20 protein-coding genes are annotated in these 21,193 nt (G+C 60.0%); 12 read left to right on the top strand and 8 right to left on the bottom strand.

All coding sequences use genetic code 11. The features are described 5' to 3' along the window. Positions 1-226: 226 nt before the first annotated feature. Positions 227-877, bottom strand: a complete 651-nt coding sequence (gene yihA, locus ACIQY3_RS27090) for a ribosome biogenesis GTP-binding protein YihA/YsxC (protein WP_054048010.1) — start codon at positions 875-877, stop codon at positions 227-229. Positions 878-1,068: 191 nt separating this feature from the next. Between yihA and ACIQY3_RS27085 the strand changes: the two genes are divergently transcribed. The 7 genes from ACIQY3_RS27085 (at position 1,069) to ACIQY3_RS27055 (ending at position 8,400) form a co-directional block, all read left to right on the top strand. Then, positions 1,069-1,359, top strand: coding sequence for a cytochrome c5 family protein (locus ACIQY3_RS27085; RefSeq protein WP_054048012.1), 291 nt, complete (start codon positions 1,069-1,071; stop codon positions 1,357-1,359). Between the two features lie 46 nt (positions 1,360-1,405). Beyond that, a complete protein-coding gene (locus ACIQY3_RS27080) occupies positions 1,406-2,017 on the top strand; it encodes a c-type cytochrome (RefSeq protein WP_403025935.1) in 612 nt (203 codons plus the stop codon). A gap of 200 nt (positions 2,018-2,217) precedes the next feature. Continuing rightward, positions 2,218-2,859, top strand: coding sequence for a thiol:disulfide interchange protein DsbA/DsbL (locus ACIQY3_RS27075; RefSeq protein ID WP_054048016.1), 642 nt, complete (start codon positions 2,218-2,220; stop codon positions 2,857-2,859). Between the two features lie 14 nt (positions 2,860-2,873). Beyond that, on the top strand, positions 2,874-3,752 hold the full coding sequence (locus tag ACIQY3_RS27070; RefSeq protein WP_403025931.1) for an endonuclease/exonuclease/phosphatase family protein: 879 nt from the start codon (positions 2,874-2,876) through the stop codon (positions 3,750-3,752). Next, on the top strand, positions 3,749-5,827 hold the full coding sequence (locus ACIQY3_RS27065; RefSeq protein WP_403025928.1) for a diguanylate cyclase: 2,079 nt from the start codon (positions 3,749-3,751) through the stop codon (positions 5,825-5,827). Before ACIQY3_RS27070 ends, ACIQY3_RS27065 begins: the two co-directional genes overlap by 4 nt. A gap of 103 nt (positions 5,828-5,930) precedes the next feature. Beyond that, on the top strand, positions 5,931-6,710 hold the full coding sequence (locus ACIQY3_RS27060; RefSeq protein WP_403025925.1) for an N-acetylmuramoyl-L-alanine amidase: 780 nt from the start codon (positions 5,931-5,933) through the stop codon (positions 6,708-6,710). A gap of 76 nt (positions 6,711-6,786) precedes the next feature. Then, positions 6,787-8,400, top strand: coding sequence for an EAL domain-containing protein (locus tag ACIQY3_RS27055; protein ID WP_403025923.1), 1,614 nt, complete (start codon positions 6,787-6,789; stop codon positions 8,398-8,400). A gap of 7 nt (positions 8,401-8,407) precedes the next feature. Here ACIQY3_RS27055 and ACIQY3_RS27050 read toward each other — a convergent pair whose 3' ends face one another. Together ACIQY3_RS27050 and algB are read right to left on the bottom strand one after the other, a co-directional pair. After that, the gene (locus ACIQY3_RS27050; protein WP_403025920.1) at positions 8,408-10,198 is read right to left on the bottom strand and encodes a KinB sensor domain-containing domain; all 1,791 of its coding nucleotides are present in this window, start codon (positions 10,196-10,198) and stop codon (positions 8,408-8,410) included. Between the two features lie 10 nt (positions 10,199-10,208). Continuing rightward, complete coding sequence (gene algB, locus ACIQY3_RS27045; protein ID WP_403025918.1) at positions 10,209-11,555, bottom strand: sigma-54-dependent response regulator transcription factor AlgB; 1,347 nt, start codon at positions 11,553-11,555, stop codon at positions 10,209-10,211. Positions 11,556-11,994: 439 nt separating this feature from the next. Between algB and ACIQY3_RS27040 the strand changes: the two genes are divergently transcribed. The 5 genes from ACIQY3_RS27040 to ACIQY3_RS27020 all read left to right on the top strand — a co-directional run bounded on the left by ACIQY3_RS27040 (position 11,995) and on the right by ACIQY3_RS27020 (position 16,461). Then, positions 11,995-12,279, top strand: coding sequence for a hypothetical protein (locus tag ACIQY3_RS27040; protein WP_403025916.1), 285 nt, complete (start codon positions 11,995-11,997; stop codon positions 12,277-12,279). An 81-nt stretch (positions 12,280-12,360) separates the two neighbouring features. Then, complete coding sequence (locus tag ACIQY3_RS27035; protein ID WP_008002172.1) at positions 12,361-12,525, top strand: DUF1328 domain-containing protein; 165 nt, start codon at positions 12,361-12,363, stop codon at positions 12,523-12,525. 2 nt (positions 12,526-12,527) lie between these two features. After that, entirely contained in the window at positions 12,528-12,992 is a 465-nt protein-coding gene (locus ACIQY3_RS27030) for an inhibitor of vertebrate lysozyme family protein (RefSeq protein ID WP_403025913.1), read from the top strand. Between the two features lie 701 nt (positions 12,993-13,693). Then, a complete protein-coding gene (gene gltP / locus ACIQY3_RS27025) occupies positions 13,694-15,025 on the top strand; it encodes a glutamate/aspartate:proton symporter GltP (protein WP_054048036.1) in 1,332 nt (443 codons plus the stop codon). 206 nt (positions 15,026-15,231) lie between these two features. Then, positions 15,232-16,461, top strand: coding sequence for a nucleoside recognition domain-containing protein (locus ACIQY3_RS27020; RefSeq protein WP_403025911.1), 1,230 nt, complete (start codon positions 15,232-15,234; stop codon positions 16,459-16,461). Positions 16,462-16,598: 137 nt separating this feature from the next. Here ACIQY3_RS27020 and ACIQY3_RS27015 read toward each other — a convergent pair whose 3' ends face one another. From ACIQY3_RS27015 to ACIQY3_RS26995, 5 genes are read right to left on the bottom strand one after another with little or no spacing between them, the layout of a single operon-like run. After that, positions 16,599-17,225 (bottom strand): ABC-type transport auxiliary lipoprotein family protein, encoded by a 627-nt coding sequence (locus ACIQY3_RS27015; RefSeq protein ID WP_403025909.1) that lies wholly within the window; start codon positions 17,223-17,225, stop codon positions 16,599-16,601. After that, entirely contained in the window at positions 17,222-18,160 is a 939-nt protein-coding gene (locus tag ACIQY3_RS27010; protein ID WP_403025907.1) for an MlaD family protein, read from the bottom strand. Before ACIQY3_RS27010 ends, ACIQY3_RS27015 begins: the two co-directional genes overlap by 4 nt. A gap of 1 nt (position 18,161) precedes the next feature. After that, complete coding sequence (locus tag ACIQY3_RS27005) at positions 18,162-18,965, bottom strand: ABC transporter ATP-binding protein (RefSeq protein ID WP_054048044.1); 804 nt, start codon at positions 18,963-18,965, stop codon at positions 18,162-18,164. Beyond that, a complete protein-coding gene (locus tag ACIQY3_RS27000) occupies positions 18,962-20,110 on the bottom strand; it encodes an MlaE family lipid ABC transporter permease subunit (protein ID WP_403025905.1) in 1,149 nt (382 codons plus the stop codon). The genes ACIQY3_RS27005 and ACIQY3_RS27000 overlap by 4 nt, the downstream gene beginning before the upstream one ends. A 54-nt stretch (positions 20,111-20,164) precedes the next feature. Further along, on the bottom strand, positions 20,165-21,193 hold the full coding sequence (locus tag ACIQY3_RS26995) for a DUF5924 family protein (protein ID WP_403025903.1): 1,029 nt from the start codon (positions 21,191-21,193) through the stop codon (positions 20,165-20,167).

Below are 21,193 nucleotides of genomic sequence, written 5' to 3'. Positions count from 1 at the left end.
TCGAAAAATGCGCTGGGTTATTCCAAAGGCATTTGAAAAATTTCTGAACTAATCTGGTGAACTGCCACTCAGAGTTACTGAATGGCTGGTGAAGCCCTTCAATGCTCCTATGTTGTGTTAAGTGTTGGCAGATATCTGGACCCCGCCCTAGCGGTCCGGAACTTGAACCCCGGAACTTCCCCCTCCCCATACGAAGTCCGGGGTTTTTTTTGCCTGTAGAAAAGTCCTATTCAGCACTCGGGGCAATCTCAGCGCCCTTGTCCGCCAATTCCATCCAGCCTGCCAATACAGTGTAGGCGTCTTCCAGGCCCATGCGTTTTGGCGCCGAGAACAACTGGATGCTGATCGCATCACCCCAACCTTTACGAATATCCGCCTGCACCTTGAGCAGGACGTTTTTCGCCGCGCCGTAGGTCAGCTTGTCTGCTTTGGTCAGCAAAATGTGCATCGGCATGCCAGCGGCGACCGCCCAATCGAGCATCAGCAAGTCGAAGTCGGTCATTGGATGACGGATGTCCATCATCAGAATCAGACCTTTCAAACTCTCGCGACCGCCCAGATAAGCTTCCAGGTGACGCTGCCAGTGCAGCTTCAATGGAATAGGGACTTTTGCATAACCGTAGCCCGGCAGGTCGACCAGACGCCGATCATCGTCTAGCTTGAAGAAGTTCAACAACTGCGTGCGACCCGGAGTTTTCGAGGTCCGCGCCAGGCTGGCGTGAGTCAGGGTGTTCAGCGCGCTGGATTTACCGGCGTTGGAACGCCCGGCGAAGGCTACTTCAAAGCCTTCGTCGTCCGGACATTGGTCGACTTTGGCAGCGCTGAGCATGAAGGTGGACTGTTGGCACAGGCCGAGGATGGGGTTCTTGAGTTGCATGGGATTTCCGATGTGGGCGGCGCCGGGAATGGACGCGGCAAGCGGTGTCGTTTCCGTTTCAGTAGCGCCAGTATATAATGCCGCAGATTTTGTGTGCGCTTTGTCCCAGCGTAGGATGAAGTTCACGAGAGCGATTGACCTTGATTGCGCATTAGAACGCAGAACGCTCTCTACCCTGAAAAGGTCGTTTTATGACGAAATGGCTGCTAGCTGCCGGTGTCTTGATGCCGCTTTACAGCGCTCAGGCTACACAGGATCCGGAAGCTGTGTACAACCGTGTTTGTGGTGCCTGTCATTCCGGCCAACTACCCATGGCGCCTCAAAAGGGCGATCAGGAAGCTTGGACGCCGAGGTTGGCGAAAGGTATGGAGACGCTGGTGCAACACGTGACCCAGGGTTTCAAGGCGATGCCGCCGCGTGGTTTGTGCATGGACTGCAGTGCCGAGGATTACCAAGCCATCATCCACTGGATGAGCGAGTAAACCCGGCCCATAACTCTTTAACCCTTAGCCGTAGTTGGATTAGCTGATGAACAAATTGATCGTGAGTCTGCTGTTGACCGTGGGGATCTCCGGCGTTGCCCATGCTGCAGGTGATGCAACAGCTGGCCAGGCGAAAGCCGCAGTCTGTGGCGCCTGTCATGGCCCGGATGGCAATAGCATGGCGCCTAACTTTCCGAAACTGGCAGGTCAGGGCGAGCGTTATTTGAACAAGCAGTTGCACGACATCAAGTCCGGCAAACGCACGGTACTCGAAATGACCGGCCTGCTGACCAACCTGAGCGATCAGGACCTGGCCGATATCGCCGCCTACTTCGCCAGCCAGAAAGGCAGCGTTGGCGCCGCCGACCCTAAAGTCGTGGCTCGCGGTGAAGCACTGTTCCGTGGCGGCGACCTGGCCAAGGGCCTGCCCGCCTGCACCGGCTGCCATTCGCCAAATGGCGCGGGTAACGCAGCAGCCGGCTTCCCGCACCTGGGTGGCCAGCACGCTCAATATGTGGCCAAGCAACTGACCGATTTCCGCAAGGAAGAAGGTGGCCGCAGCAACGACGGCGACACCAAAACCATGCAGACCATCGCCAAACGCCTGAGCGACGAAGACATCGCAGCGGTGTCCAGCTACATTCAAGGCCTGCACTAAGACTGGTAAATCGGGCGTTACGCGAGGCGTACATCTCCTGCAACGTTAACGCTCTATTAATCCGTCGCAGCAAGTATAAAAAGGGTGGCTCAGGCCGCCCTTTTTTGTGGCCGCTGCCGTTACACTACAGAACTCAAGCCCGCCAGGACCTGTCTGAAAACAGGTCGCGCGAGGCGACCTAATTTGTCCAGGAGTAAAGCATGCGTAATCTGATCATCAGCGCCGCACTCGTCGCTGCCAGCCTGTTCGGCATGAACGTCCAGGCCGCCGAAGCACCCGCGGCGCCTTACGTCGAACTGACCAACCCGGTTCCAGTGGCTGTCCCAGGCAAGATCGAAGTCGTGGAGCTGTTCTGGTACGGCTGCCCGCACTGCTACGCTTTTGAGCCTGTGATCAATCCGTGGGTTGAGAAACTGCCTTCCGACGTCAACTTCGTGCGTATTCCAGCCATGTTCGGCGGCCCTTGGGACGCTCACGGCCAGATGTTCCTGACCCTGGAAGCCATGGGCGTCGAGAACAAGGTTCACGCGGCAGTCTTCAACGCGATCCAGAAAGAACACAAACGCCTGACCGATCCGCAAGAAATGGCCGAATTCCTCGCCACCCAAGGCGTCGACAAGGACAAGTTCCTGGCCACCTTCAACTCCTTCGCCATCAAGGGCAAGATTGTCCAGGCCAAAGAGCTGGCGAAGAAGTACGAAATCTCCGGCGTTCCAACCATGATCGTCAACGGCAAGTATCGCTTTGACGTGGGTTCCGCCGGCGGTGCCGAACAAGCCCTGCAACTGGCCGACAAACTGGTCGACAAAGAGCGAGCGGCTAACAAGGCTGCCGCCAACTAAGCGCGGCCCCTGCCATGCGCCGCTGGGGTACTGAACGCGTCGTTGGCCTGCATGAACCGCAGGTCAACACGCATCATCTGGAATCGACGGGCCTGCCCGCAGACAGCCGTCTGCGTTTGCTCAGCTTCAATATCCAGGTCGGCATCAGTACCGAGCGCTATCGGCACTACCTGACCCGTGGCTGGCAACACTTGTTGCCGCACACCGGGCGTGCCGACAACCTGCAAAAGATCGGCAATCTGCTGGGCGACTTCGATTTGGTCGCCTTGCAGGAAGCCGATGGCGGCAGCCTGCGATCAGGCTACGTCAATCAGGTCGAACACCTGGCCCAACTGGGCGCTTTCCCTTACTGGTATCAACAACTCAATCGCAATCTCGGTCGCCTCGGCCAGCACAGCAATGGCGTACTCAGCCGTCTGCGCCCGTGGGCGATTGAAGACCACCCGTTGCCGGGGCCCAAGGGTCGTGGCGCGATCCTGGTGCGTTTCGGCGAAGGTCCGGAGGCGCTGGTCGTCGTGATGATGCACCTGGCCCTCGGCGCCCGCGTGCGCAGCCTGCAACTGGCCTACATCCGCGAGTTGATCGGTGGTTACAAACACCAAGTGCTGATGGGCGACATGAATACCCACGCCAGTGACTTGCTGCAAAGCTCCCCGCTGCGCGACCTCGGCCTGCTGGCACCGCAACTGGAAGCGACGTTCCCTAGCTGGCGCCCGCAGCGTTGCCTGGACCATATCCTGCTCAGCCCGACCCTGACCCTGGAAAAGGTCGAAGTGCTGGCACATCCGATTTCCGATCACCTGCCGGTCGCGGTAGAGATTCGTCTGCCGGGTTCGCTCACGGCCGATGCATTCCCCGCGTTGAGTCCTGCCCCTCGCGGATCCCATGAATGAGCGACGAAGCACAGCGCTGGAAAGAGAAGTACCTCAAAAGCATTGAACAACAGGAGAAGCTCGAGCGTCGCTGGGATGCCCGGCTCGATCTGTTGCGTCGCGGGCTGGTGCGCAGCACCCTGGCCGCCGAGGGCACCGACCGCGCTGTTGACCTGTGCATGAAGGAAATGCGCGAAGTCGTGCGCACCGATGACATGGACGCCGGCCTCGCCGCGCTGCTGCCACGCCTGGAAAAAGCCGTACTCGACTCCGAACAGCGCCGCGAAACCCGGGTTGATCAAGTCAGCGCCGCACTGAATGCGCTGGTCACGCAGCTCCAGGCCCTGCCACTGCCCCGGGAAGTCAGCCGACCACTCAAGGCCTTCGCCAAGCAACTGGATGGACGCGTCGGCCAGGCTCGTGAGATTCCATTGCTGCTCAGCGAACTGAGCGGCTTGCAAGGCAAAGCCCTGAACCAATTGGAGAACCCTGCCGAACCCGGACGCCCAGGCTTGTTGCAGCGGTTGTTCGGCAGCCGGGAAGCGGAAGAGTCAGCGACACAGGTCGCTGCCCCCGCCGTACAGGCGCTGGCCCAACAACCCGTTTCTGCACCCGTTGCCGAGGCACCGCCACAAACGAAGGCCGAACTCGCCCCAGTCGCCAGCGCGCCGCAAACAAAGGCGCCAACAGCCGAAGTAGCGTCGACCGTCGCCATTCCGGAGCCACTGGCACCGCAGCCATCACCCGAGCCGGAGATTGTAGCGTTTGTCCCTACTGTCGTAGAGCCGCAGGCAGCACACGCCCAAACACCATCGCCACAGCCAACCCCTGAACATCCCATGGCACCGACGGCATCCACCATCGCGCCTGTCGTTGACGTTCAACCAGCCGTCAATCCAGACGAACTGATTCCGGCGGCCAATCCAGAAACACCGGTATTCCTCGATACCCTGCCCTTGCCTCCCGTCATGGCCCAGGCACTGGCCGCCATCGACCCGGAACACCCCGAGCAAGACATCCTCTATGCGCTGCCGGATTCACCGGAGCCTTCCTACAGCTCCGTGGCCACGCACATCGAAGAGACGCTGCTGGGCCTGCTCGACGACCTGACGCTACCGGAACGCCATCGCCCGCAAGCCGAAGCCATGCGCGAGCGTCTGCAAAACGGTTTGAACTGGTACGAGTTGCTACCGATCCTCGACGATCTGGCCACCTTGATGCTGGCGATCACCGACAGCGGCCAGCACGAATTCGAAGCGTACTTGCAGCAACTCAACGAGCGCCTCGAGTCGTTCCAGAGCAACCTGCAAGCCGCCAGCGCCGGCCATGCCGATAACCGCTCCGCCGCGCGGGAGATGGACACGCAGATTCGCGAGCAGGTCGACGGGCTGCAAACCAGCATGCAGGACGCGGCCGATCTGGAGGACCTCAAGCACGTTCTGGAAAACCATCTTGAAGGCCTGCTGGGCACTATGGATCAGCATCAGAAACAGCGGGATGAACGTGAGCAGGAAGTCGCCGCCCGCCTGCAAGGCCTGGCCGAGCGGGTTGCGCACATGGAGCAGGAAGCCCTGGGCTATCGCGAACACCTTGAAGAACAGCGGCAAAAAGCACTGATCGACCCGCTGACCGGCCTGCCTAACCGCGCGGCCTGGAGCGAACGGCTGGAGCACGAAATCGCTGAGTGGCAGCAACACGGCAACACACTGATGCTGGCCATGCTCGACCTCGACCATTTCAAACGCATCAACGATAACTACGGCCACTTGGCGGGCGACAAGGTGCTGAAGATCATCGCCAGTGTGCTGCGCAAACGCCTGCGCGGCTCAGACTTCATTGCCCGCTTCGGCGGTGAAGAGTTCGTGCTGTTGATGCCGTCGACGGTGCCGGCGGTCGGGACAAAACTGCTGGAAACCCTGCGCGCTTCGATTGAAGCCTGCCCGTTTCACTTCAAGGGTGAGCGAGTGACTGTCACCATTTCCATGGGGCTGGCGGCATTCAAACCTGGCGAACACAGCGATATGGTGCTTAAAAGAGCCGATCAGGCGCTGTACAGGGCGAAAAACGCCGGACGCAATCGCGTGGAACTGGGCTGACGGGCAATTGTTCCATTTTGTTTAAAGCGGCTCTTTTGCCATCATCGCCCGAGGCATTACGTTACACTGTTGCATTATCGTCTCGCGTGTACTGCCCTCTACCATGAAATTTCTTGCTCTCGTTGTGTCGCTTCTGCTGCTGGCCGGTTGTGCCAGCGGGCCACGTTTCGACACCAGCCACCCTTCTGCCAACTTCGACAGCCGCGTGCAGTTCGTGGTGGTGCACTACACCAACGCATCCCTGGAGCGTTCGCTGCAGTTGCTGACCCATGGCGAGGTCAGTGCTCACTACCTGATCGGTGATGACAAGGGCGCAACCATCTACAAACTGGTGGATGAAAACCTTCGCGCCTGGCACGCCGGGGAAAGCGAGTGGCAAGGCCGGACCTGGCTGAACTCCAGCTCCATTGGTATAGAGATCGTCAATCCGGGTTTCCGCGACACCCCGACGGGCCGCCTGTGGTATCCGTACAGCGAAGCTCAGGTGCAATCCTTGATCGTCCTGCTCAAGGACATCAGCAAACGCAATGGCATCAGCCCTCGGCATATCATCGGTCATAGCGACATCGCCCCGCTGCGCAAACTTGACCCTGGCCCGCTGTTCCCCTGGAAACGCCTGGCCGCTGAAGGCTTGGGCATCTGGCCGAACGAACAAGCCGTCGCCAACCGCCAAGTGCAGTTCGCGGCCGAGCTGCCGAGCATCGGCTGGTTCCAGGAAGAACTCGCGCGCCTGGGCTACGCGACGCCGCAGACGGGCGAACTGGATGTGGCGACGCGGCACGTACTGGCCGCCTTCCAGATGCATTACCGCCCTTCCCGATTCGATGGCACCCCGGATGCGCAAACCGCAGCCATGCTTCTGGTGCTCAATCAGACAAAATAATGACGCCCGCCCGACGGTCCGGGCTTTTTCTCAATCAGCAGCTATAACTCATTGGTAATTCTTCGGATGTTCCAAAATGGCTGCTACTCGAGAGAGGTTGCGTAGTTGGTTCTATCGCCCATGGTTTTTGGCGATGCTGGCTGCTGCCTTGAGCGCAACCCTGCTGATGGCCGGCAGTCTGTTTATCGCGATGAATCAGGTCGAGCAAAACGAAAGCCGGGAAATGAACGCCCAGGGCGAGCGCTTTCTCGCTCGTCTTGAGCAGATGTTCGGGCAACTGCGCGAAAGCCTGGATGACCTGGAAGCCCAGCCGCTGCGAACGTGCAACGATGAAATGATCGCCACCTTGCAGCAGATCAGCTTCAGCTACCGCTTCGTCTACGAAGCCGCATTTATGGAAGGGAACCGAATTTGCTCCAATCGCCCTCGCCAGGAAGGGCTGGCGATGATTCGACCGGCGGACCTCAGAGGTCCCACCTACAGCTACTGGCTGAACACCACCACCGAACCCGATGAAAACCGCGCCGCGCTGATGCTCAGTCGAGGCAATTTCCGCGTGGCAACCTCTCGCGGGCATTTGACTGACATGGTCGATCTCTCGCCGGGCAGCAGCCTGTTGGTGGTACTTGATCATGGGAAGCGGGCGATTCCGGTGTTGGGTGCCGACCAGGCCTGGCCACCCACGGAACCCTGGCCACCGACCAGCAGTGGTGCGCTGCAAGTGACCCAAACCCGGTTGATTTACCGCATGCCCACCAACAACCCGGAGTATCAGTTGGTGCTGATCACGCCGCGTACCGCCATGCATGTACCGACAGTCTGGTGGTGGCTGCTGCCGGCGAGCCTGGCGCTGGGCATTATCGTCGGCATCCTGGTGTTCCTGCTGGTGCGTCAGCGTCAATCGCTGGACGCAGAACTGCAAGGCGCGATACGCCGTGGCGAATTGCAGGTGTTGTATCAACCGATCTTCGACCTCGATAGCCGTAACTGCGTCGGTGCTGAAGCCCTGCTGCGCTGGCGCAGGCCGGACGGCACGCTGACCAGCCCCGATCTGTTTATCCCGATGGCGGAAAACACCGGGCAGATTCGCCAGATGACCGACTTCGTCTTGCAGCGCCTGCTTGAACAGTTGGGCCAACTGCTACGAGCCAATCCGCAGCTGTACATCTCGGTCAACCTCGCGGCTTGCGATGTGATGGTGCCGCGTATCGGCCAGGTGATGGCGCGACTGCTGACCTTGCACCGGGTCGCGGCCAAACAGATTGCCTTTGAGGTGACCGAACGCGGATTGGTCGACGTGGTGGTGGCCCGGGAAAACCTGCAGTCCTTGCGCGATGTCGGGCATCAGGTGCTGATCGATGACTTCGGCACCGGCTATTGCAGCCTGGCCTACCTGCAAACCCTGCCGGTGGATTGCCTGAAAATCGACAAGGCCTTTATTGATGCCTTGGGCCATGACGCCGCCAGCAGTGGCGTGGCACCGCACATCATTCACATGGCCCAGGCTCTGCAACTCAAGGTAATCGCCGAAGGCATCGAGCATGAAGCCCAGGCGGCGTTCCTGAGCAGCGAAGGCGTGAAGTTCGGTCAGGGCTGGCTGTTCGCCCATGCGCTGAGCGCGGTGCAGTTCATCGAACTGATTACCCGTGGTCGACGGCTGGCGGGCCGTCGTCTGGATGACGAAGCGTAAAAACGCGTTATACCGCCAGCGCCATGTAGAACTGCGTGCCCTGCCCCGGCCGCGAATAAACCCCCATCCGCCCGCCGTGCAATTGCACGATTTCCTTGCACAACGCCAGGCCGAGTCCAGCGCCGCCCTTTTTGCGGCCCACTTGTACGAACGGCTCGAAAATCCGCCCTTGCTGGCCGTAAGCGATGCCTTCGCCGTTGTCCTCGACGCTGATAATCACGCGCTCGCCGTGGCGTCGGGCCTGCAAACGGATCTGCCCGTCCTGGGCGGTGTGACGCAAGGCATTGTCGATCAGGTTGTCGAGCACTCGATCCAGTTGCGCCTGGTCCGCCTGCAAGCGCGGCAGCGGCCCCTGCACTTCCACCAGCAAGTCGATGCCCCTCTGCGCAGCCTCCCCGGCAAATCGACCTTGAGCCTGCTCCAGCAAGTCCTCGATGACGCACGGCCCAAGCGTCAGTTTCTGCAAGCCGTTCTGATAGCGGGAGAAGTTCAGCAAGTCGTTGATCAGCTGCATCAAGCGCTGCATTTCTTCGTTCACGGTATCGAGCAAGTCCGCTTCGCGGGAGTCCGGGGGAAATTTCGCCCGTTCGCGAAACAGGCCGAACGCCATGTGCATGCCGGTGACCGGCGTGCGCAATTCATGGGAAGCACGCAACACAAACTCACTGCGCACCCGTTCGAATGCCCGCTGTTCGGTGACGTCATGCAACACCATCACCGCGCCGAGAATATGCCCTTGGGTATGGCTGACCGGGGTCAGGCTGTAGGTCAACAGCCGCGACTCGCCATCGACTTCGACACTCAGGTCTTCCGGCGCCCGCTCCAGAGTGCCGCCACGCAAGACCAATTGCAGTTGTGCATCCAGCTCCGGACGTTCGAGCGCCGAACCCAACCCCTGGCCGAGACGGTCGGTGTCCCAGCCCAATTGACGCTGCGCCACCGGGTTAAGGTGTTCCAGATGCCCTTCGCGGTCGATCATCAGCAAGCCGTCGTCGATGCTGTCGAGCACCGCCTGCAAGCGCTGCTGACCGGCCAGCAACTCGTCAACATTGGTCGCCTGATGTTCGCGCAGGGCCTCGGCCATGATCCCGAAACGCTTGGTCAGCTGGTTCATTTCCTCGGCCGAGGAAATCGGCAGGGTCACTTCGAAATTGCCTTGGCCAATATTGTCCGCAGCCTGGGCCAGCGCCTCGATCGGCGCGCCGAAACGGCGGGCAATCGCATGGGCGGTGATGAAGCCGATGATCAGCACCGCCAGCCCGACTAACCCCAGCAGGCCAGCGATCAGCAGCGCCCGGTCACGGGCCTTGCGCTGGGTGTCGTTGATGTTGTCCAGCGCGCGCTTGTGTTCGGCAATCAAACCGTTGCGCAGCTGATTGAATTTGGCCGTGACGTCGTCGTTGCCCGTCAGTGCACGGGCAGGATCGTGGGACAGGTCCAGGGCCTGAAGAAAGCTCTGGTAATCGGCCTTGGCCTGCTGGAAACCATATTGGCCTTCCACGACCCCTTGCTCATGGGCGATGCCTTCATCGAGCAGTTCAAAGTAATGCTGCCTCGACGCTTCGAACTGCGCAGTATCCGGCTTTTCGCTGAGCATGATGATCAGTTGATCACCGAGGGTCTGGCGCAGTTTCAAGCCCAGGTCGAGGGTGACGAAGTTATTCCGGACCAGCACTTCCTGATTGCCCGCCATCTGCATCACGCTGATCAGCCCGAGCAACAGCCCGAGCAGCGCGACGGTGATGAGGGCGGAAATACTCAGGAACAGCCGGGTCCGCAACTTCATCGCCAGTTTCATCGGATGTTGCTCACAGGTTGTACTGCTTGCGTTTGCGATACAGGGTCGAGGCGTCGATGCCCAGCGTCTTCGCCGCCTGATCCAGGGTTCCGGCGGTGGCCAGCACGGCACCGATGTGGGCTTTTTCCAGCTCATCCAGACTCAGCGCGGCACCGACTCGCGGCGAATTGTTTGCCGGTTGTTCGGCCATGCCCAAGTGGCTGATCTCGACGCGCTCCTGCGGACAAATAATGCTCGCCCGCTCCACCACGTTACGCAGCTCTCGAATATTGCCCGGCCATCGATAGCTGAGCAGCGCTTCCCGGGCCTCATCGCTGAAACCCCGGGCCGGACGCGCGTATTCCTTGACGAAACGCGCCAGGAAACGATCGGCCAGGGTCAGGATGTCTTCGCTGCGTTCGCGCAATGGCGGCAGGTGCAAAGTGATGACGTTCAGGCGATAGAGCAAGTCTTCGCGGAAACGACCGTCCCGGACCATGTCTTCAAGATTGAGGTTGGTGGCCGCAAGAATCCGCACATCAGCGCGACGGGTGACCGGATCGCCGACCCGCTCGTATTCCTTGTCTTGAATAAAACGCAGCAACTTGGGTTGCAACGTCAGCGGAAAGTCGCCGATCTCGTCCAGAAACAACGTACCGCCATCCGCCTGATTGACCCGACCCAGCGTACTTTCACTGGCACCGGTGAAGGCGCCACGGCTGTGGCCGAACAGTTCGCTTTCCATCAATTCGGCGGTCAGCGATGGGCAGTTGATGGTCACGCAGGATTTCTTCTCGCGCTTGCTCCAGCCGTGAATCGCCCGGGCCAGTTCACCTTTACCGGTCCCGGACTCGCCGAGAATCAGGATATTCGCGTCGGTGCCGGCCACTTGGCGGGCCGTCTCAAGCACAACTTTCATGGCCGGGCTGTGGGAATCCAGCCCGTCCTTGGTTTTACGCACTTCGCCTTCGAGGGCTTCAAGACGCGCCGAGAGTTGGCGCACTTCCAGTTGCTTGGCGGTGGCCAGACGCAATTGATCCGGGCTGCAGGGTTTGACCAAGTAATCGGCGGCGCCGGCCTGGATCGCATCGACGGCGGTGTCCACGGCGGAATGCGCGGTGACGATAACAACCCGCATCCACGGCGCCTGAATGCGCATCTGCGCCAATACATCGAGGCCGTTGTCCTCACCCAGACGCAAATCCAGGAAGCACAGGTCGAACACCTGACGCTGCAACAGTGCATCGGCCTGGGCGGCGCTGTTGGCGGTGGCGACGGTATAGCCTTCGTCTTCGAGGCAATAACGGAAGGTACGAAGGATGGCGGACTCGTCGTCTACCAGCAGAATGCGGCCTTGATGCTCAGCGGCTGATTCCATTTTCCTACGCTCCTTACTGAATGATTTTGGTTAGGCCCGAGAAAATCGGGCAAGTTGCATGGTTGATTCTGATCCATTCCAGCCCCGGCAGTGTAGCTATCTGCTGCCCTTCTGGTTAATAGCCTGATTTCGTTGATTTTTTATCAAAAATCCAAGATTTCGGCGATTGCCTGCTTGAACCTCTGACATCCGCGCCCTCTTCGCAATTCAAAAAATTTGAAAGTTCCTCCGAATCTTTCGTGCATTACGCACGACCGTCAGGGCCCCATCGTGCAGGATGCGTGTGGAACGATTTTCATCACATATATAACCCGTTGATTTTATTGGGTTTTTTTCATGCGAAAAGCTGGCATGCAGACTGCAATAGTCTGATTAACGCAGGGCATTCATGGAATGAGCGCTCTTAACAAGACGACCACCCCGGTGGAGGAGCTACAGGATGAATCGCCAACGTGCCGCCCAACTGATCTCGCCACTGCATATCCAGCAGGGTTTGTTCGCGATGCTCGCCCTTTCGATCACGTTGATCGGCGGCCAGCAATTCGCCCGTTGGGAACAGAGCCAGCAGCCAGAGGCTCCACGCTTGTCGATTCAACACGCCACCCAGACCCACTTCAGCGCCGTCAGCAGCAACCTCGCGGACAGCGCCCCGATGCGAATGATGGACGTCGACCAGGCTCAGCCTGCGGATCAGATGCCCCGTCAGGAACGTTGGGTGTTCTAAAGAACCGAACTTGGCGCGACTGATGCGCCGGGAAAAGCACCACCAGACATACCTTTAAATAGAAACGTAAGGAGAATCACCATGTTGAGCTGGGCAATTACATTCTTGATCATTGCCATCATCGCCGCCGTACTGGGCTTCGGTGGTATCGCGGGCACCGCCACGGGTATCGCCAAGATTCTCTTTGTCGTGTTCCTGGTGATGTTTGTTGCTTCGTTCTTCTTCGGCCGTCGCGGTCGAGGCTGAATATGAGCGTTCTGTTTAAGACACTGGCAGCCGCCCTGCTTCTGGGCGGTAGTGCCATGGCGATGGCGGCCAATGATGGCCAGACGCGGGCCAACGAGTTGTTGAACTCGGACCCGCAGTACCGTGAAACCTGGACCAAAGTCGTAAAGAAGGAAGAACGACTGCCGGAATGGGTGATGAACCTCACGGGCGATGCCGAGCAAATGAATGCCGTCCAGGAGGATGGCGACAAGTATCTGGTCGGGCCACTGTGCGAAGCACAGAAGACGTGCCTGAACAAACGCTTGATCGTGGCATTCAGTTTCGACAAAAAGGACGCCTACGCGATGTTGGTCGAAGTGCCTGCGGGCTTGCCCGCCGACAAGTCACCCACGCGACATGCCGACTACCGCTTCCTCGGGAAGCCGAATCAGGGCATGCAGGACCTGTTGATGGAACAACTCAAGAAAGATCCGAACTGGTACTGAGTTTGAAACATGAGAGGAGCAGACTTGCTTCTTTCCAGTGCGCCACCCGAGGAAGGCAGGCGCATGACCAAGGGGTCGGGACGTTCTGACTGTTTCAGGGTCGGAGTGACCTACGGGCACATGGAGTGCTTGCGCAAGGGCCGGGTCAGGTCAGTAAAGCTGCGACGCAGGTTCGCCGGCCCCCAGAGGCTCGACGGACTTGCGGAGAGCTTCAACGTGCAAAACGTTGATCTAGAGCACTCCGTTCATTCCCCTCTGCTGCATATTCCCCGCAAAACCGTTTCGCGGTGTTTCTTCACGACCGTATATCGAGAAACCTCCGACTTTCGACGCGAGAGTTTTCGCTATCAAACGTAGGCTTTTTCCCAAGTTTTGCCATGAATTCAACTGTTTAAAAAATAACCAACCTGCTCTGAAATGGCCGGTTCACGGCACTTATGCCTGCCGAAATGTCGTATTCGAACCGGTTGGGACGCCAGTTTCATTTGAAAAAGCTCATGCCGATTCGGCATAGGGTAGGCGTTTACGGCATTAGACGTCGCTTCCTTGCATCGGAATAGTTGCGCCTTTTTTCGCCTGCCGAAGAGCCGTAAATACGCGCTTGCGGGCACCTTATACGGGGGCAGATGCACAGACTTTTCCGCCACTGAGCGTTCCAGTTCGCGCATCTGCCCGAGTCAAACTGAAGTAAGGGTAATGATATGAAGAAGGCAAAGCTTAGCCTCGCCTGGCAGATCCTCATCGGTCTGGTATTGGGGATTGCAATCGGTGCGCTGCTCAACCATTTCAGTGCCGAAAAAGCCTGGTGGATCAGCAACGTCCTGCAACCTGCGGGCGATATCTTTATCCGTCTGATCAAGATGATCGTGATCCCGATCGTCATCTCTTCGCTGGTGGTCGGTATTGCCGGCGTCGGCGACGCGAAGAAACTCGGGCGCATCGGTCTGAAGACCATCCTCTACTTCGAAGTGGTCACCACCATCGCCATCCTGGTCGGTCTGGTGCTGGCCAACGTGGTCCATCCGGGCACCGGCATCGACATGAGCACCCTGGGTACCGTGGATATTTCCAAGTACCAGGCGACCGCCGCCGAAGTTCAGCATGAACACGCGTTCATCGAAACCATCCTCAACCTCATCCCGTCGAACATCTTCGCGGCCATGGCCCGCGGCGAGATGCTGCCGATCATCTTCTTCTCCGTGTTGTTCGGCCTCGGTCTGTCGAGCTTGCAATCGGACCTGCGCGAACCGCTGGTGAAGATGTTTCAGGGCGTGTCGGAAAGCATGTTCAAAGTCACCCACATGATCATGAACTACGCCCCGATCGGCGTGTTCGCCCTGATCGCGGTGACCGTGGCCAACTTCGGTTTTGCCTCCTTGCTGCCACTGGCCAAACTGGTGGTGCTGGTTTACTTCGCCATTGCCTTCTTCGCCTTTGTGGTGCTGGGCCTGATCGCCAAGCTGTTCGGCTTCTCGGTGATCAAGCTGATGCGCATCTTCAAGGATGAGCTGGTGCTGGCTTACTCCACCGCCAGTTCCGAAACCGTGCTGCCGCGCGTGATCGAGAAGATGGAAGCCTACGGCGCGCCGAAAGCCATTTGCAGTTTCGTGGTGCCGACCGGTTACTCGTTCAACCTCGACGGTTCGACCCTGTACCAGAGCATCGCGGCGATCTTCATTGCCCAGCTCTACGGCATCGACCTGTCGATCAGCCAGCAACTGCTGCTGGTACTGACCCTGATGGTCACCTCCAAAGGTATCGCCGGCGTACCGGGCGTGTCCTTCGTGGTGCTGCTGGCCACCCTGGGCAGCGTGGGTATTCCGCTGGAAGGCCTGGCGTTCATCGCCGGTGTCGACCGCATCATGGACATGGCCCGTACCGCACTGAACGTGATCGGCAATGCGCTGGCCGTGCTGGTTATCTCCCGCTGGGAAGGCATGTACGACGACGCCAAGGGCGAGCGCTACTGGAACTCCCTGCCGCACTGGCGCAGCAAGGAAAAATTGCCGGCCGGTGAAATTTCCAAAGGCTGATGCAATATCCCTTGTGGGAGCGGGCTTGCTCGCGAAGAGGCCGGTACATTCAACATCTATGTTGACCGACCCACCGCCTTCGCGAGCAAGCCCGCTCCCACATTGGGCCTCTGCTCGCAGTAACAAACAAACCCCGGAGAAATCCGGGGTTTGTCGTTTCTGGCGACCCCGCTATCATTCGCGGCATTCTTCGGGGGATTTAACTGATGCTCAATGGCCTGTGGCTTGGCTTCTTCATCGTGGCAGCCGTATCGGCGCTGGCGCAGTGGTTGATCGGTGGCAATGCCGGGATCTTCGCGGCGATGGTGGAAAGTATCTTCGCCATGGCCAAGCTGTCGGTGGAGGTCATGGTCCTGCTGTTCGGTACCCTGACCTTGTGGCTGGGATTTCTGCGGATCGCCGAGAAGGCCGGGATCGTCGAGTGGCTGGCCAAGGCGCTGGGCCCGCTGTTCCTGCGCCTGATGCCCGAAGTCCCGGCGGGCCATCCGGCCATCGGCCTCATCACCCTCAACTTTGCCGCCAACGGCCTGGGCCTCGACAACGCCGCCACGCCCATCGGCCTCAAGGCCATGAAGGCGCTGCAAGAGCTCAACCCCAGTGACACCATCGCCAGTAACGCGCAAATCCTGTTCCTGGTGCTCAACGCGTCGTCCCTGACCCTGCTGCCGGTGACGATCTTCATGTACCGCGCCCAGCAAGGCGCGCCGGATCCGACTCTGGTGTTCCTGCCGATCCTGCTCGCCACCAGTTGCTCGACCATCGTCGGCCTGTTGTCGGTGGCGTTCATGCAACGTCTGCGCCTGTGGGACCCGGTGGTGCTTGCGTATCTGATTCCCGGTGCGTTGGCACTGGGTGGCTTCATGGCGCTGCTGGCGACGCTCTCAGCGACCGCGTTGGCCGGGCTGTCCTCGATCCTCGGCAACCTGACGCTGTTCGGCCTGATCATGATGTTTCTGATCATTGGCGCGTTGCGCAAAGTGAAGGTCTACGAAGCGTTCGTCGAAGGCGCCAAAGAAGGCTTCGACGTGGCCAAGAATCTGCTGCCGTATCTGGTGGCGATGCTGTGTGCCGTGGGCGTACTGCGAGCATCCGGCGCGCTGGACTTTGGTCTGGACGGGATTCGGCACCTGGTGGAGTGGGCCGGTTGGGACACGCGTTTCGTCGATGCGCTGCCGACCGCGATGGTCAAGCCGTTCTCCGGCAGCGCCGCCCGGGCAATGCTGATCGAAACCATGAAGACTTCCGGGGTCGACAGCTTCCCGGCGCTGGTGGCGGCGACGATTCAGGGCAGTACCGAAACCACGTTCTATGTATTGGCGGTGTACTTCGGCGCGGTGGGGATCCAGCGAGCGCGGCATGCGGTGGGGTGTGCGTTGCTCGCGGAACTGGCCGGGGTGCTGGGTGCGATTGGGGTTTGCTACTGGTTCTTTGGTTAACCACAAAACCACTGTGAAATAAAAAACCCTGTGGGAGCGGGCTTGCTCGCGAATGCGGTGTGTCATTCAGTATTGATGGTGACTGACACACCGCATTCGCGAGCAAGCCCGCTCCCACATTGGTTTTTGTGTGGGCCTCAGGGTCTGAGTGGCGGGGCGACTTTCTGCCCTTGTTCCACCGCCCAAGCCACCACCTGCGCCGTCAACTGATCGCTGGCCTGGCCAAACCCGGCCACCACCGACGGCACCTTCACATCGCTCAACGGCTGGCGCACTTCAAAGCGGTGGCTGGCGAGGATGCGCTGGTCATAACCGCGCACCAACAACGCATCCAGGCGAACCACCACGCTCGCGTTCGGGCCTTGGTACTCGGTCTGGAACGCTTGCAGGTTGCCGCCCAGTTCCAGATCCGCCTGGAAGTTGCTGTCATCGGTGCTCAACAACGACACCCGACCATCGCGCTGAAACCCATCCAGCAGACGATTACGCAACAACACCGGTGCCGGGTCACTCCAGCGCGAAGCCTTGTAGCTGCTGATCAAGTCACCCTGAGGAATCACGGCGATTTTCGGGCTGTTCAGTGCTTCGCTAGCCTGGGGCTTGGCCAGGCGCAGCGACCAGTGTTGCGGCGTGCCATGACTGGCCGCTGCGCCGCTCTGGGTCGAGGGCAAGCGATACACATCGGACGGCTCGGCCTTGGGCAAAATCGAGCACGCGCTGAGCAGCGCAAAACCGGCGAGGAGGGCGAGGTGAGTCAGCTTCATGGCGTGAATTCCTTGTTCTTGTCGCTGCCCAGCAGGTAACCGCTGGGGTTGGCTTCCAGTCGCTGGGAAATGGCCCGCAGCGAACTCAGGGTATCGCGCAGTTCACGCACCGCCGGCGCCAGGCCATTGAGGCCCTGCATGCCGCTGTTGAGGGAGTCCTGGTTGGTGGTCAGCAGTTTGTCGATGGTCGCGGTGGTCTGTTCCAGCGACTTCATCGCCTGTCCGGCGCTGCCGAACATCTGCTTGCCCTGATCGTTGAGCAAACCGTTGGCATTGCGCATCAGCGCGGTGGTTTGCTCAAGGGTGGCGCTGGCCTGTTTGCCAATCGAGGCCAGTTGCTGCATGGCCTGGCGGATATCGCCGCGCTGCTCGGCAATGGTGCCGGTGGTTTGCTCCAGGTGCTCGAGAGTCTGGCTGATGCGCTCAACGTTCTCCGCCGAAAACATCTGATTGGCGTTGTGCATCAGCGTGCTCACGCCCGCCATCAGGTCGTTACTGTCATTCAGCAGCCGGGCAATAGGCGAGGGCGCGGCGATGATGGTCGGCAATTCACCGTCCTTGCCACGCAGCTTGGGACTCTGCGGCGTGCCGCCACTGAGTTGGATGATCGACGTGCCCGTAATCCCGGTCAGCGCCAGTTTGGCCTGGGTGTCTTCCTTGATCGGCGTCTCGCCACCGAGGCGAATCCGCGCCAGCACCCGGCGCGGGTCTTTCGGGTCCAGGCGCAGGCTCACCACGTCGCCCACCTTGATCCCGCTGTACTGCACGGCGCTGCCCTTGGACAAACCGCTGACCGCCTCGTTGAAGACGATTTCGTAATCCTTGAACTCGGTGTCGACGCTGGACTTGGCCAGCCACAAGCCGAAGAGCAGGGCGCCCGCCACCACAATCACGGTGAACAGGCCGATCAATACATGATGGGCTCGGGTTTCCATGTCAGACCTCGTTTAGCTGTTGAGCGGCCGTCAGCGCCGCGCGGCCGCGAGGGCCATGGAAGTATTCGTGAATCCACGGATCGTCGGTTTCCGACACCTTGTCGATGGCGTCCGCCACCAGCACTTTCTTCTGCGCCAGCACCGCCACCCGATCGGTGATGGTGTAGAGCGTGTCGAGGTCGTGGGTCACCAGGAAAACGCTCAGTCCCAGGGCATCGCGCAGGGTCAGGATCAGTTGATCGAACGCCGCGGCGCCAATCGGGTCGAGGCCTGCGGTGGGCTCGTCGAGAAACAGGATGTCCGGGTCCAGTGCCAAGGCCCGGGCCAGTGCCGCACGCTTGATCATGCCGCCGGACAGGGACGCGGGGTATTTGTCCGCCGCCGACAACGGCAGCCCGGCCAGTGCCAGTTTTACCGCCGCCAGGTGCTCGGCGTCGGCGCGGCTGAGGCCGGCGTGTTCGATCAGGGGCAGGGCAACGTTCTCGGTCACGGTCAGCGAAGAGAACAGTGCGCCTTTCTGGAACAGCACGCCGAAGCGCCGCTCGACCATCGAACGCTCGTGTTCGGAGAGCGTCGGCAGGTTCTTGCCGAAGACTTTCACCACGCCTTCACTGGGCTGGCGCAAGCCGACAATGCTGCGCAGCAACACCGATTTGCCGCTGCCGGAGCCGCCGACCACCGCGAGGATTTCGCCTTTGTACAAATCCAGGTCGAGGTTCTCGTGCACGCTCTGGCTTCCAAAACGGTTGCACAGCCCACGGACTTCGATCACCGCCTCGGAGGGCGCTCGGGGTAGACGACTCACCAGCCTATCTCCATGAAAAACAGCGCGGCCACGGCATCCAGCACGATCACCACGAAAATCGACTGGACCACGCTGGACGTGGTGTGGGCGCCAACGGATTCGGCGCTGCCGCTGACTTTGAAACCTTCGAGACAGCCAATCGCGGCAATCAGGAACGCGAAGATCGGCGCTTTGACGATCCCCACCAGAAAGTGCTGAACGCCAATGTCGGTTTGCAGCAGTGAGAGGAACATCGCTGGCGAAATCCCCAGCGACACCGCGCACACCACGCCGCCGCCGACAATCCCGGAGATCATCGCCAGAAAGGTCAGCATCGGCAGCGCCACCAACAGCGCCAGGACCCGTGGCACCACCAGCAGCTCCATCGGATCGAGGCCGAGGGTGCGGATCGCGTCGATTTCTTCGTTGGCCTTCATCGAGCCGATCTGCGCGGTGAACGCACTGGCGGTGCGCCCGGCCATCAGGATCGCGGTCAGCAGCACGCCGAACTCGCGCAGGAAGGAAAACGCCACCAGGTCCACGGTGAAAATACTCGCGCCGAAACTCGCCAGCACCGTCGCCCCGAGAAATGCCACCACCGCGCCCACCAGAAAGGTCAGCAGGGCGACGATGGGCGCGGCGTCGAGGCCGGTCTGTTCGATGTGCGCGACCATCGGCGTGATGCGCCAGCGCTTGGGCCGGAGCAACCCACGGGCGATGGTTTCAAGGATCAGACCGACGAAGCCCAGCAGTTGCAAGGTGTCTTGCCACACCGCGTCAACGGCACGACCGATGCGGGTCAGCAGTTGAATGCCGACGCCGATTTCCGGTTCCTTGAGCGGAACGCAGAAATCGGTCAGCGAGCAATAGACGGTCTGCAGCAACGCGCGATCGGCGTTGGAGAGGGTGCATTCGGGGTGTTCGGCGGAGCGACCGAGTCGTTCGGAACCCAGCAACTCCACCAGCAACGAAGCGCCGGCGGTGTCGAGGGCGCCGAGGCCATTGAGGTCGATGTGGGTGCTGTCGTCGTACTGGCCGCGAAGCTTGTCGCCCAGGCGCTTGAGGTCAGCGTAATGGGCAAGCGTCCAGTCACCCGTGACCCGCAATTGTGCGGGGGTGTGCGAGGTGTCTAACTGGGCATTGCCGGCCATTGTGCTGCTGGTCATAAGCTCCGTGCTTGTTCGGCTGTTACACAGAGCTACGTAATAGCACGAACCGCATTACTTTTCTTTGGTCGGTGTGCTGTCCTTGACCACGAAGCGCAGCACGCCGATCACCTGGCCGTCTTCGGTCAACACGCGGACCTGCCATTTACCCACCGGGTTACCCGGGAAATTCTGCTTATGGGTCCAGGCTCGATAGCCTTCCTTGCGCCCGCCATGAATATCCAGCGGGATGCGGTCGACTTCCTGGCCGTTGAATTGCCACACGTGATAAATCCGCTCATCCAGACCTCGCGGGGCGTTGATCGCGGTGTAGGCATAGAGCCCACCGCCGCGAATCTGCTCGGCACTGACTTCATCCAGGCTATCGCCGGGAGTGCGGTCCTGCATTTCAGTGCTAATGGCGACGTCAGTCATCCACAACGTGGCCGGCGGCACCCACGAACGCAGCACCCAACCGAGTGCGCCGATGCCCAGCGTGATGCTCAGAATCGCCAGGGCGTTACGCACGGTGCGAATCGGGAAGATCGACGCCAGGCTCGGGAACGACAACAACACCGAGATGCCCAGGGCCAGTTTGAAGCTCTGGGACGTTGTCAGGTGCAGGATGACGGGCAGGGCGGTGAGCAGGGCGGCGAACAGCGTCAGGGTGTGCAACGCCAGGAACGCCCAACGCCGTGGGGCCAGCCATTTGTAGTAGAGCGGATCAGTGATGGAAATCAGCGCCGCGATGCTCAGCAACCCGGTGAAAAACAGTTGGCCGCTGTTCCAGGTGGTGGTGATGAAGAAAAACGGCAGGACGAAAAACAGGCTTTCCTGGTGGATCATCTGCGTCGCGTAACGCAGCAGCGGCTGGGGGATTTCGCGTTTAAACACGCGGGTGAACAGCTGCGTCAGGCTGTTTTCCAGCATCAGCCAGACCCAACTCACCAGCATGATGGTGGTGATCCAGGTCGCCAGACCCTGTTGGCGATCCACCAGCATGAAGCTGCCGACACCGGAGATGAAACCGCCGAGCGCGATGACCCCGGGATAGCGCTTCATCAATTCAAGGATGCGCTGGATGATAAGGGGCAGGGTTGGCAT

The sequence above is a fragment of the Pseudomonas sp. NPDC096950 genome, from assembly GCF_044762525.1.
Taxonomy (GTDB): Bacteria; Pseudomonadota; Gammaproteobacteria; order Pseudomonadales; family Pseudomonadaceae; genus Aquipseudomonas.
The sequence above is the reverse complement of the archived record's forward strand: the minus strand, read 5'-3'. Positions and strand labels throughout refer to the sequence as shown.

Excerpts from the sequence above, each read along its gene's own strand:
- yihA (WP_054048010.1), bottom strand. The coding sequence starts at position 877 with ATGCAACTCAAGAACCCCATCCTCGGCCTGTGCCAACAGTCCACCTTC.
- ACIQY3_RS27085 (WP_054048012.1), top strand. The coding sequence starts at position 1,069 with ATGACGAAATGGCTGCTAGCTGCCGGTGTCTTGATGCCGCTTTACAGC.
- ACIQY3_RS27080 (WP_403025935.1), top strand. The coding sequence starts at position 1,406 with ATGAACAAATTGATCGTGAGTCTGCTGTTGACCGTGGGGATCTCCGGC.
- ACIQY3_RS27075 (WP_054048016.1), top strand. The coding sequence starts at position 2,218 with ATGCGTAATCTGATCATCAGCGCCGCACTCGTCGCTGCCAGCCTGTTC.
- ACIQY3_RS27070 (WP_403025931.1), top strand. The coding sequence starts at position 2,874 with ATGCGCCGCTGGGGTACTGAACGCGTCGTTGGCCTGCATGAACCGCAG.
- ACIQY3_RS27065 (WP_403025928.1), top strand. The coding sequence starts at position 3,749 with ATGAGCGACGAAGCACAGCGCTGGAAAGAGAAGTACCTCAAAAGCATT.
- ACIQY3_RS27060 (WP_403025925.1), top strand. The coding sequence starts at position 5,931 with ATGAAATTTCTTGCTCTCGTTGTGTCGCTTCTGCTGCTGGCCGGTTGT.
- ACIQY3_RS27055 (WP_403025923.1), top strand. The coding sequence starts at position 6,787 with ATGGCTGCTACTCGAGAGAGGTTGCGTAGTTGGTTCTATCGCCCATGG.
- ACIQY3_RS27050 (WP_403025920.1), bottom strand. The coding sequence starts at position 10,198 with ATGAAACTGGCGATGAAGTTGCGGACCCGGCTGTTCCTGAGTATTTCC.
- algB (WP_403025918.1), bottom strand. The coding sequence starts at position 11,555 with ATGGAATCAGCCGCTGAGCATCAAGGCCGCATTCTGCTGGTAGACGAC.
- ACIQY3_RS27040 (WP_403025916.1), top strand. The coding sequence starts at position 11,995 with ATGAATCGCCAACGTGCCGCCCAACTGATCTCGCCACTGCATATCCAG.
- ACIQY3_RS27035 (WP_008002172.1), top strand. The coding sequence starts at position 12,361 with ATGTTGAGCTGGGCAATTACATTCTTGATCATTGCCATCATCGCCGCC.
- ACIQY3_RS27030 (WP_403025913.1), top strand. The coding sequence starts at position 12,528 with ATGAGCGTTCTGTTTAAGACACTGGCAGCCGCCCTGCTTCTGGGCGGT.
- gltP (WP_054048036.1), top strand. The coding sequence starts at position 13,694 with ATGAAGAAGGCAAAGCTTAGCCTCGCCTGGCAGATCCTCATCGGTCTG.
- ACIQY3_RS27020 (WP_403025911.1), top strand. The coding sequence starts at position 15,232 with ATGCTCAATGGCCTGTGGCTTGGCTTCTTCATCGTGGCAGCCGTATCG.
- ACIQY3_RS27015 (WP_403025909.1), bottom strand. The coding sequence starts at position 17,225 with ATGAAGCTGACTCACCTCGCCCTCCTCGCCGGTTTTGCGCTGCTCAGC.
- ACIQY3_RS27010 (WP_403025907.1), bottom strand. The coding sequence starts at position 18,160 with ATGGAAACCCGAGCCCATCATGTATTGATCGGCCTGTTCACCGTGATT.
- ACIQY3_RS27000 (WP_403025905.1), bottom strand. The coding sequence starts at position 20,110 with ATGACCAGCAGCACAATGGCCGGCAATGCCCAGTTAGACACCTCGCAC.
- ACIQY3_RS26995 (WP_403025903.1), bottom strand. The coding sequence starts at position 21,193 with ATGCCAACCCTGCCCCTTATCATCCAGCGCATCCTTGAATTGATGAAG.